Origin of the sequence: Streptomyces lydicamycinicus (genome assembly GCF_000829715.2) — a bacterium.
Taxonomy (GTDB): Bacteria; Actinomycetota; Actinomycetes; order Streptomycetales; family Streptomycetaceae; genus Streptomyces; species Streptomyces lydicamycinicus.
Window position 1 is genome coordinate 1 of the sequence record NZ_BBNO01000019.2, and the last position, 11,309, is coordinate 11,309.

8 protein-coding genes and 1 pseudogene are annotated in these 11,309 nt (G+C 65.3%); all 9 read left to right on the forward strand.

The annotated features are described in order from the left end of the window. A partial coding sequence (locus tag TU31_RS35690; RefSeq protein ID WP_045867355.1) for a helix-turn-helix transcriptional regulator occupies positions 1 to 2,370 on the forward strand: 2,370 nt, incomplete at its 5' end. Between the two features lie 778 nt (positions 2,371 to 3,148). Then, positions 3,149 to 4,258 (forward strand): hypothetical protein, encoded by a 1,110-nt coding sequence (locus TU31_RS35695; protein ID WP_042162584.1) that lies wholly within the window; start codon positions 3,149 to 3,151, stop codon positions 4,256 to 4,258. A gap of 215 nt (positions 4,259 to 4,473) precedes the next feature. Continuing rightward, positions 4,474 to 4,683 carry a hypothetical protein gene (locus tag TU31_RS38980; RefSeq protein ID WP_158894918.1) on the forward strand — a complete coding sequence of 70 codons (210 nt, stop codon included), beginning with the start codon at positions 4,474 to 4,476 and terminating at the stop codon, positions 4,681 to 4,683. A gap of 608 nt (positions 4,684 to 5,291) precedes the next feature. Then, positions 5,292 to 5,444 carry a hypothetical protein gene (locus TU31_RS38985; RefSeq protein ID WP_158894921.1) on the forward strand — a complete coding sequence of 51 codons (153 nt, stop codon included), beginning with the start codon at positions 5,292 to 5,294 and terminating at the stop codon, positions 5,442 to 5,444. 69 nt (positions 5,445 to 5,513) lie between these two features. Further along, positions 5,514 to 5,939, forward strand: a complete 426-nt coding sequence (locus TU31_RS35700; RefSeq protein ID WP_158894924.1) for a hypothetical protein — start codon at positions 5,514 to 5,516, stop codon at positions 5,937 to 5,939. A gap of 202 nt (positions 5,940 to 6,141) precedes the next feature. After that, positions 6,142 to 6,357, forward strand: coding sequence for a response regulator transcription factor (locus TU31_RS40155; protein ID WP_042162581.1), 216 nt, complete (start codon positions 6,142 to 6,144; stop codon positions 6,355 to 6,357). An 85-nt stretch (positions 6,358 to 6,442) separates the two neighbouring features. After that, positions 6,443 to 6,827 (forward strand): annotated as a pseudogene (locus TU31_RS40160) (transposase); the annotation flags it as partial. An 886-nt stretch (positions 6,828 to 7,713) separates the two neighbouring features. Next, positions 7,714 to 8,217 (forward strand): hypothetical protein, encoded by a 504-nt coding sequence (locus TU31_RS35710; RefSeq protein WP_042162579.1) that lies wholly within the window; start codon positions 7,714 to 7,716, stop codon positions 8,215 to 8,217. Positions 8,218 to 8,583: 366 nt separating this feature from the next. Beyond that, positions 8,584 to 11,109 carry a M91 family zinc metallopeptidase gene (locus tag TU31_RS38990; protein ID WP_158894927.1) on the forward strand — a complete coding sequence of 842 codons (2,526 nt, stop codon included), beginning with the start codon at positions 8,584 to 8,586 and terminating at the stop codon, positions 11,107 to 11,109. Positions 11,110 to 11,309: the final 200 nt, after the last annotated feature.

Consider the following 11,309-nt stretch of genomic DNA (forward strand, 5'->3'; position numbering starts at 1 on the left):
AAGTCGGTCCACCAACTGCCTCTTCTGGTCGTCTGCGCCTACCAGCCTGCCCCGAGGAGCAAAGAGATCGAACGACTCGCCCACAGTCTGGCCTCCGGCACCGCCTTGCTTGAGCTGGCACCATTAGCCGCTCCGAAGGTGATCGTTCTGTTGAAGCACCTCTGTGGGGCAGAGCCCGGTCCGCACTTGCGGCGCATGGTCGAGGGAGCAGCCGGAAACCCCCTGTACATCAAGGAGTTGGTCAATGCCCTGGCGCTCGAGGGCGCCATCGAGGTCCACGACGGGATCGCGGACGTGACCGCCGACTGCCCTATTCCGCCATTGACTGCCTTGATCACGAACGGCCTGCGCCACCTGCCCGATGGCGTGCTGCAGGTGTTGCGCACGGCCTCCGTGCTGGGAGACGGCTTCACGGCCCTCGATCTCGCGGCGGTCTTGGAGGTACCGACCCATCAGCTGCTCAGCTTGATCACGGAAGCCGAAGTGGCAGGAGTACTACGGAGCAGGGGCGATCGACTGCACTTCCGCCATGACCTCGTCCGGCGCACCCTGTACGACACCCTTTCGGGCTCAGTTCGCGGGATGCTGCATGTGAAGACCGCGCAGGCCCTTGCGGGCGCCGGGGTGGTGCCTGAACGCGTCGCTGGGCACCTCTGCCAGGCTGCACCAGATGCCGGGTACTTCCTCATCGCGTGGCTGGCAGAGTCTGCGGTGCATCTCACGACGCGTGCACCAGCCCTGGCCCTCGAGCTGCTCGACAAGGCGCTGACGCTTGCAGATCCTGGTAGCGAGCATTACTCCACTTTCCAACTGCACCGCGCCATCGCGCAGCTCGCATGCGGACACTTGGCCAACGCCGAGGAAAGCGCACGGTGTGCACTAGCTCGTACAACCCGCGGGCCCGGGTCAGAAGTGGTGCTGCGCTGGATCGTCGTTGAGGCCGCCTTTGCACGCGGTCGGGCCGATCTCGCATTGAAAGAGGCGAGATCAGCATACGGAAACGTCAGCGTCCCGGAAGCCGAAGCAGTCGGCTTCCATGCGTTCAGCTCCGTGTGCCTGTTCGCTCTGGGGCGGCTGTCGGAAGCCGAGGAAGTCGCGGTGACGGCCCGGCACGCGGCCCAGACGCACGCCGATAGCCGGGCCCTTGCGTATGCCCTGCACACCCTGGCGGTCAGTCGCTTCCTCAAGTCGCCTGACACCGAAGCGGTGGAACTGGCGCGGCAGGCGTCCCGGATCGCGCAGGAAGCGCTCCACCCCGCACAGCGGCACGGGTTCCAATTGACCTTGGCCAACTGCTACATCGGACTCGGTCGCTGTCATGAGGCAGAGGCCGTCCTGGCCGCCGTGCGAGAGGCGACGCAGCGCACGGGTGGAGTCTTCCTGCCCTGGTACCACCTGTCCTGCGCCCTGCTTGCATTCAATACCGGCCGATGGGACGACGCTCTCGCGGACATCGAGGCCGGTCTCGAAACGGCTGAGCCTTTCGGACTGAAGCGAGCGCTCCGGGCGCTGGGGACACTGATCGATGTGCATCGAGGCACGCCACCCACTGAAGTCCGTTCAGTCGATGCGGAGAAGACATCGGACGATGGATGGGTCGCCTCGTTCTACGAGTACTTGCCATGGTGCGCCAGCGCGCTGGTGGACGAGGCACAGAACAACCACGAGCGCTCCTATGCACGTCTTGTGGATGCGTTCGATGGCGGCGTCGGTCATCTGGCCGGATCTGCCGTCCTCGGCTTCCTGGCACCCGACCTCGTACGACTCGCCATGGCACGGGGCGACATGACCGACGCACAGCGATTTGCCTCCGCCGCCCAAAAACGGGCCGACAGCAGCGGTGCCCGGTACCACCTCGGTGACGCACTCCGCTGCCAGGGGATGCTGGCACAGGACCCAGATCTGCTCCTTCGAGCGGCACGCTGCTACCACGACGCGCCGCACCCAATGAACGAGGCACATGCCTACACCGATGCTGCAGAACTACTGGTCCGCAGGGGACGGCCAGACGAAGCGTGCCCTCTCCTTGATAGAGCACTGGAGATCTACACATGGCTGAGCGCCACCTGGGACGCCGCCCGCACGACAGCCCGTCTGCGCGGCGTCGCGATGCGCCGGCACAAGAGGAGACCACGGAACCTCGTTCGGCACGGCTGGGACGCGCTTACGCCTACCGAACATATCGTTGCCGAGCACATCGCAGAAGGCTGCTACAACGCGGAAATTGCCACACGGATGTCCATCTCGCGACGCACTGTCAGCACCCATGTATCCAGCATCCTCAAGAAGCTGGATATGACCTCACGCGTCGAACTCGCCGGCGAAGTCATCCGCCGGCAGCACCTGGACCGTTCACGCCCAAAGGACTGATCATGCCCGACCAGTCACCTACGTCATGAGGGCCCGTGTGCTTCCGGTGGCTGGTCCGCTGGACATCTGCGCGCTTCAGATACCCCTCGCGTCTGGGCCGGCGCCTGTCCCGCCTGTCACCGCGCCATGGAATGAATATGTACGTCATGTGACGGATGCATAGGCCCCACACCTGGCCATACCTTGCTGATCCCGTGGAGACCGCACGGAGCGCGGACGGTTTGACCAAGTGCCACGCCCTCGTGGAATTCACCAGTCCTTCCATTGCCAGTGGACCTCACCACGATCGCATCCCGGACATGAGGGCATTCGGACACAGCCCAACCCACCGAAAGTGAGCAGAAACGATGACCATTCAGACTTCCAGGCGCGGCTTGGCCCTGCGCCCGGATGCCGCACTATTGGCAGCGCCCGTTGCCGCACTGGGAACCGTGGCTCCCCCCATCGCCACGGCAGCCGCCCACGCGAACGGGGGGAGCGACGGCAACGTCCCTGTCGTCATCAGCGCCAGGGCTCAGAGCGGCGGCACCCTCAATCTCGTTCGAGACACCGTCAAGGACTGCAGCGGAGGCCCCGGGGCGGTGGCTCCGCGGGAAACCCTGCCGCCGCAGGCGTGTCCCACTGGACGCGGCCGGGCCCACGACGCCGCCAAGCACCGGGCGCCATCTCGCGGACAGGATGCCGGCAAGGCAAGATCTCTCACCGAAGGTAGGTCAAAACCATGACCGTTCATCCTCTCAGACGCAGATGCGTCTCGCGTCTGAACACTGTACTGGCGGTGCTCGTCGCCGCACTGGGGCTCGTGGTCTCCCCCGTGGCCACCGGCGCCGCTCAGGCGGACGAGACGCCCCGCGAGATTCCTGTCCTCATGCAGGCCGCGGACCAGGGCAATGGCCAGCTCGCCTTTGCCCGGTACGTGGACGACTATTGCGTCGTGTCGGCGTCGTACTGCAACCCGGTGTTCGCCTACAACAATCTGGACGGTCGAACCCCGACGGGCAACATGGACACCTGGGGGGACAAGACGGACGTCGGGTTCAGCATGCTCGTCAACACCGACGGGTCGTTCCGCCTGCGCCACGATTCCTCCGGGATGTGCATCAACGAGGACAGTTCCACCGGGGGCATCTCCGACGCCGGGGACTGTTCCAGTTCGACCAACTACACCCTCCAGCCGGCCAGGGACGGGGGCGGCACCTTCCTCGTCCGCGGCCCGGGCAACAAGTGCCTGTCTCCCACAAATGACGTGAAATGGGGCAATGCTGTCAGTTTCAGTGAATGCGCCGGCGACGACGTCACCAAGCAGTGGAAGGTACAGACCGCCGGCGACGCGGCACCTCCCGTTCCCAGCAACGCTTCGGCGATCGCACTGGGCGAGAACAAAATCACGGTCTGCAACTGGGGCGGCTACGCGGCCAGGGCGACGATCGACTACGAGATCAAGACGGATCCCCAGAGTGATGCCGTGACATCGGGTCATCGTGCCATCAGTTCGTTCCCGGTCAAGCAGTGCAGGACGGAGGCGCTGCCAGCGGGCAAGATCGCCGCCACCGTGACGCTGCGCCGGTACACGTACGACCAAGTCTGGAACGACTACAAGTTCGACGACTCCAGCGGCAACAGCTTCGCCGGTTCGGGAGCGAACGACAAGGTCACCTCGGTCTGGGTTGTCGGCGGCGTCCACGCCAACGCGAGCTTCCACATGCAGGGCACGACGTGCGACTCGTACTCGCAATTCAAGCAAGACTCCGACAGCCAGTTGTTCATCAAGGAGTCGAGCGGTCAGGAGAGTTGCAAGCAGGCCAGTGAGGCCGGCGGGTTCGCGGCGGGCGTGAAGGGCGCCTGGAGCCTTTTCACGAAGATCATCACGTCGTTCGCCGGTCGGTAGCCCGTCACAACGAAGCAGGCGGCGATCATTGACTTAGAGGCTGCTCAGGCGATTCGGTGCCCTCTCCGGTCCGCAGGTCATTTCAGCTTTGCCGTCATGGAGTGGGCGGTGGGGCAGCCCATCTGGTCGGGACGAGCAATTCCGGCCCTCCAACATAGGGAATGCGAGCCGGTACCTCGGCGAAGGTGCCGGCTCGCATCGCGTTGGCTTGCTGGTTGTCCGGCCCTGACACCGCAACCGCACGCCCCTTCCCGCAGGCAGTTGATGGGTCAGGTGACGACTGTCCGCTGCCGGTGATCGAGGTCAACCCCGGCGCGTCCTGGCTGCACATCGCGGCCACCGTCCGGGAACGGCTGCTGGACCGGGCCCGCGGGCAACTGCGGTCGGACGACTGGTCGCGGCGCCAGCGTCCGGCGACTTCCTGATCGACTGGCTCCTGGGATCCGCAATCCCCCTCACATCCCGGGCACCCACCATGGCGCTGCTCCTGATCGACCAGGCACTGGCACTCGCCAGCTCTGCTGATCCACGCCGCGGCCAACTCCAGTTGTAGCGCTGTCGCGCAGCTCTCCTGCGGCCGCCTGGCCGAGGCGGAGGAGACCGCCCGTTGCGCACTGGCCAGGACCCGTGACTGGGGATGGGAAGGCCCGCTGCGGTGGATCATCGTCCACGCGTCCTTCGCCCGCGGCCGCCCCGATCTGGCACTCGACGAGATCCACGCCGCGTGCGGCGGCTCGGGTGTGTCGGCGCTTGAGGTGATCCGGTTCCGGGCGTCCAGCGCGCTGTGCCTGTTCGCACTGGGCCGGCTGCCGGAGGCCGGCGCGGTCGCGGCGGCCACCCGGCACGCGGCCGAAGCGATGGACGACGACGCTGCCTTGGCCAATGCCCTGCACATCCTGGCAGCGAAGCGGTTCCTCGAAGCCCCTGGCACCGAAGCCCTGGAACTTTCCCGGCCCGCCGCCCGCGTCTCACGCCGGAGACGCTGCATCCGGCACAGCGGGTCTGGCTGCAACTCGCCCTGGCCAACAGCTACATGGAACTCGACCGCCACCAGGACGCGCAGCGCACCCTCGCAGCCGTCCATGAGACGACCGAGCACACCGGAGACGTCTATCTTCCCTGGTACCACCTGTCCTGCGCCCTGCTCGCGTTTCAAACCGGCCGCTGGGACGATCACCGAGGTTGAGGCCGGGCTCGATCCCGGCGAGCACTTCGGGATGTGCCGGGCACTGCGGGGGGGGCGGCGCTGATCTCCGTGCATCGCGGACGGCAGTCCGACGCCGAGGCTCATCTAACCGCCGCGGCCGCGGCGACCGACAGCAGTACCTTCACCTGGTTCTACGAGTACCTGCCATTGTGTGCCGACGCCCTTGCGGAAGAGGCCCGGGGTCATTCCGAGCGCGCCTATGCCCGGCTCACCGCCGCGTTCGACCGTGGCGTGGGCCACCTGCCGGGCCAGCTGATCCTCGGCTTCCTCACACCCGATCTCGTGCGACTCGCACTGACCCACAACGACACCACGAACGCACGGCGCTACGCCGAAGCCGCACGCAGACGGGCCGACCACAGCGGCACCCCGTACCACCTCGGTGATGCCCCCCGGTGCCAGGGGCGGCTGGGCCGGGACCCGGGCTGCTGCTGGAAGCAGCGCGCTGCTACCACCAGGCGCCGAGGCCGCTGAGCGAGGCACACGCCTACACCGACGCGGCCGAACTACTGGCCCAGCAGCGTCAACCGGCCCAGGCCCGCGCCCTGCTCGAGCAGGCATTGGAGGTCTACACACGGCTGGTCGCCCAGTGGGACATGACCCGCGCCCTGTCCCGTCTACGTGCCCACGCTGTTCACCGCAGCGTACGCAGACCACGCAGCAGTACCCGCCTCGGGTGGGGGCGCTCACGGACACCGAACACATCGTCGCCGGCCACGTCGCCTCCGGACACTCCAACCCCGAGATCGCGGCCCGTATGTACATCTCACGACGCACCGTCGGCTCCCATGTGTCCAACATTCTCCAGAAACTGGGGATGACCTCGCGGGTCGAACTCGCCGCCGAAGTCATCCGCCGCAGGGGCCTGGACGAACCGCCTCCGCCGGACTGACCTCAGGTCACCACGGCCGGCTCCTGTAAGCGCTTTGCAAGCCGATTCTTACGGCGGGATCGTTCGTCGAGCCGTACATGACGGGCTGATTGAACGGCTGGTGCCGGAGCAGTTATGGGCTCTGTTCCGGAGGGTGGTCCCTCCGGAACAGGTCATACGCCCGCAGGGCGGCGGGCGACGCCGGGCCGGTGACCGTGCGTGCCTGGCGGCGATCATCTTCGTGGCCACCTCGGGCTGTGCCTCTGGCGGCAGTTGCCCCCGGTCTTCGGGCCGGCCTGGCCCACGGTCTACCGGCCGCTTCGCCCAGTGGGGCCGGGGGCCGGGTCTGGGCCCGGCTCCACCGCGTGATCCTCGACGAACTCGGCGCCCGAGGCGAGCTGGACTGGTCGCGGTGCGCGATCGCAGGCTGCGGGCCACCTCGGTTCCCTCCGCAGGGTCGACAGCCGTCCGGGCCCCGGCCAGCCTCCCGATCCGGAGCGCAGTCCGGGCACGGTCCGCGGGCGGTGAACCGCATCGGGACGAACGCGCCGTACGCAGCTTCGTCCCTGCTGAGGGTGACCTCGGAGGTGACGTCCTGCTCGCGCATCGGGGCATCTTTGCCGAATCACCGGCTGACGATTCCTTCGAGAGTGTCTGCGCCTTCCTCGCCGCTGGGGGCGAGCCGCTGGGTCCTTGGCGGAGGAGCCGGGCCACCAGGTCGTCGGGCTCCGGCGGTGCGTCCGGCCGCCGAGAGCGCAGACGCGCCGGCTGCTCGTGCAGGTGCTGCTGGACCAGGTGCCAGGATCGACGGTGCTGATCTCGGTCCAGCCCCGAGGCCGAAGCCGTTCGTCCACCCTTGCCAGCGCGACCGTCGTACGAATGCCGCGACGCCATCGCCTGTTCCCGGCTGAGGTGGTGGCAGCCGCTGCGCAGCGGCCCATGCCGGGCAGCATTGCGCGGGCGTGCCACGTGAGTGGCGGAACCGTCCCGTCCGCCCACCACCCGAGGAACCCTGGAGCACCCGACCACGCGCCGGTCCCCCGCCATGCCAACCCGCCCAGAACCGGCACCTTCGCGAAGCGGACGGCATCCCCACTGCCGCACGCCGACAGGTACGGCTGGGCCCCACTCCGCCACCAAGCCCCACCAAATCGCTTAAATCTGCGTCAGTTGACCGATGTCATATCCCCCACGTGATCATACCGTCAGATCGACCCCCAAGGTGAACAGAGGGGACGAAAGTGGTCCGGCGAACTGGGTGCCTGTCACGCGCCACCGTGACAGCCCACTTTCCTCTCCGGGGCCGGGGCGCAGCCGCGGGTACAGCGGCTACCGGATACGGCCCGAACTGCACGACAAACCACAGGAGAAACAAGAATGACCGACAGTCACACGCCTGGTCCCCGTCGCGTTGCACGCCGCCGACCGGCCATCGCACTGGTCGCGATGCCCCTCGCGGCATTCGGGATCGTGCTGTCACCGTCAGTCGCTCAGGCGAGTCCCACCCTTGAGCCCGGCTTCAACTACATCACACCCCGGACGGGCGAATCCTCCGTTATCACAAGTAGTCCGCTCTGGGACAACAACATCGACGGCAATCCCCAGGTCGGCCTCGCGGCTAAGGAGGACGGCGACAACACTCTCAGTCAGGGCTTCAAGAGCCTCCCCCAGCCCGACGGGTCCATCAGTTTCACTCGCGGAAAGTCCGGGAACTGCCTCACCCTGCCAAAGTTTGGTCAGCTCACCGAGTCCAAGTGCGATGGTGGCGACGCCCAGCGCCTGCCCGCTGCGCAACACAGAGTTGCGGCCTTATGCATCGCATTCGAAAAGTATCCGAAGCTGAGCATGCAGTGTGCCAAGGCGAGGAGGCTCATCGCCTGACTTCGGTGTCCCATCGCGCGCTATTGCTGCGGCTCGGTCTAGTGCCGCCTTGGCGTCGGCCACGAACTCGAATCCGAGGCAATGCCCTCGCGGGGTTCAAAAAGGGATGGAAACGATCTGGCAGCGGTTGGTGTTCCTGAGGGAACGCCCTGATCAAGAAAGGTCAAGAGCATTTCCAGACATCGCACTCAACCCAGATGGAGATTCCGTCTGGTCTCGCTACTGGTGACCACGGCGCTCCTCACAATCGGGCTCTCAGCGGCCTCTTGGATGGCGCCGCAAGTCGTGGCGGAACCTGCGGAACCCGTTCACACCACGCCACCCGATCTGACTGCACCGCGTGACTCACGCAGCGTTGAGGTCGGCATGCCCGACTACTTTGCGACCGGCGCGAGGGCGGGGAAGGCTAAGGTCACCGCTTATCAGTACATGCTGCCGTCGGGGCAGCCCTCCGGGATCATGGTCTATCCCGGAGTGATAACAAACGCGCGCGGTGATCTCCTCGACGGTGGTTCCTGGCCGGCCGCGACAGCATCCGGCGATGGCGCTCAGGCATTTCTGAACAGGATCTGGGCGGACCTAGACGAGATCGCATCAAACCCGGAAGGGCTGCGGCTACTTGAGACGATGAGCCGGGTATCTCCGCTGGAGTCTGAAGTTGCCGGAAACGAGTTCACAGATCCGGCCGATGTCGTGAAGCAGTCGCCAGTAAAGGCATTGATCACACACGCTGACCCGGGCGGGAAAACGGCCGCATCCGGCCTCAAGAAGCAGGCCGTCGGAGTATCACTTGATGGCTCTTCCTGGACGGGTGAGGGTATCGGGAACTCCAGCAATGTCATTACCATCGCAGACTCGGTCCCTGGGACGTATAAGGCAGACGGCAATCTTTTTGCCATGCGTTCTGCGACGGCACTCTTCCACGAACTTGTTCACTCGTTGCGGAATGTTCTCGGCTTCACACCGCTCACCGCATCGCAGACGCATGTATCTGCAGAGTATTTTGTGGCTGTCCCGGGTACGCGCGATGCTCTTGGCACCCCGGAGTATGAGGCTTTCGACACAGCCATCGAAGAGCTGGTCACTCATGGGGGTGAGCCGGGCTTGAAGGAGGCATTTGGGACAAAGAGGAAGTTCGGGCCTTTTGAGTTCGGAATCAAGGCTGATCCGTACGCGGCCAAGGCGGTGAGAATCGCCGCCGCAAGGGCGGAGGCGAGTCCCGGTGATCAAGTCCTGCGACAGGTGCTTACGGATCGACAGGCCATCGCCAAAAGGCCGATCACTGAGCTGTCGTTCGTCAAGGCAAGTAAAATTTCCCAGCCCCATCGCCCCAATTACGATAGTCCGCGCAAGCTTCCACGGCAGTCTTTCGCGCTTGCTTCCGGCGCATCGTGGGATTCCCTGACAGCACAAGACTACAACGATCCCGGCAAGAGCTCCCGCCTGACCAAGTCGGGTGCCACGCCGTCCGCCTGCGGTGCGGGAAGCTCCGCCGACGGGTGTGGGACCTACTCGCGTGCCGCGACAGCGGAGGAGAGGAAGGCCGCATGGGAATTCGATCAGGCCGAAGCAGCTGGGAAGGTGTCGCAGGAACCCATCGAACAGCTGGTTGTTCGCGAGTTGCCCGCCGAGGAGCTGGGCGTGTATGCGCGGGCGGTGGTGGAGCAGGGGCTGCCGGCATTCCAGGCCGGCGAGGCCGGGGAGAGCCAGCCGAGCTTTACCTCTGATCTGGCGGAGGCATGGAAGACGCCTTCGACGACGTTCACACCATTCGGTGCTCCCTCTGGAGTGGAGGGCGAGGCGATTGGGTCACTGCCGAGGTCGCTGAACGAGGGATGGTCAAACCTGAATGAGGCGCTGACTCCGGCGATGGCGATGGCATGGCTGGAATCGACAGCTCGGGCTTTCACCTCGGATTCAACGGCGTTGGACAAGGCGGCCACGTCGATGGCGCTGGTACCTGTAGTGGGACAGCTGTTGGGCATAGCGGATTCGGCGATCCACAAAGATCCAGCTGGGGTCGCGGCGAACGTGCTGGTGCTGCTGCAGGTGGCGTCGGAGTTCGCCGGGCAGCCGGAACTGGCTATGATATTCGGTATCGGGGCATTCCTTACGATTGCCGTGCAAGGCATCAAGGATTTGGTGTCCGGTACGGACGACGTGACGCGCATGATCGCCAACCGGGACAAGGCGTGGCATGAAGTGGTCGATGAACACATAAAGACCAAGACCATTCCGGCACTGCTGGACGCTGCCCAGAAGGCGTTCGATAAGGCGCAGCGGGAAGTTCTGTTCGGCGGCTATGTGACCATGGCGATGATGGACAAGGTTGCGGCCAGTCACCCCGACGACCCCGAGGTCAAGAAGTCCGTCGAAGCCTCCAAAGCCACGGTGCGGAAAGACACCGCAGAGGCAATGGACAGCCTGCGCAATGGATTCACCGACGGCGCACACAAGGCGCTTGACGCCGCGGTTGCCGATCTGAACAAGGGCACTGGGTCGGCCGACTTCAGCAGGGAATACATGAAGAGGGCGGAAAGGTCAGCATTCATCAAGGGGCAACAGAGCGCCGTGTGTTCGCCGCTGTATGTAGCGAGCTATAAGGCGTGCCTCCATAGGGTAGAAGGCAGCGCAGGCGGAGGATTCGACAAGGATTACATTCCGAAGGTGGTGGCGAACGTGCCTACGAACAAGTTCAGCGCCGACGATCTGGCGAATTACAAGAAGTCGATGGATGAACTCGGGAAAGACAAGTTCGGGTTGCTCATGGTGACGGATCCGGCCACCAGTCCTGTCACGCCGGGCCCGGGGGAATCGGTCTGCGAAGGGACCCCGCCGGGGCCGGTCATGTGCGCGACCCGGCGACCGGACCCAGAAACACCTGATAACTGAGTTCTTGTCAATCTCTGCGTAGCAGTCTCACTCGGAGGTTCAACCCGAGTGAGGAAGCCCGTCGGCCGGGGTGCTCGGGACCTGATTCCCGCCAGGAGCACCCCGGCCAACGAGGCCAACAGGAGGGGTCAGCCGGGTGCCTGATCGCGTCGATCACCTGGTGGTTCGCTCAGGCCGGACAGTTCGGCCTGGACGCGTGG

Bases quoted from the DNA above. Each gene is read 5' to 3' on its own strand.
- TU31_RS38985 (WP_158894921.1), top strand. From the start codon at position 5,292: ATGGAACTCGACCGCCACCAGGACGCGCAGCGCACCCTCGCAGCCGTC.
- TU31_RS35710 (WP_042162579.1), top strand. From the start codon at position 7,714: ATGACCGACAGTCACACGCCTGGTCCCCGTCGCGTTGCACGCCGCCGA.
- TU31_RS38990 (WP_158894927.1), top strand. From the start codon at position 8,584: ATGCCCGACTACTTTGCGACCGGCGCGAGGGCGGGGAAGGCTAAGGTC.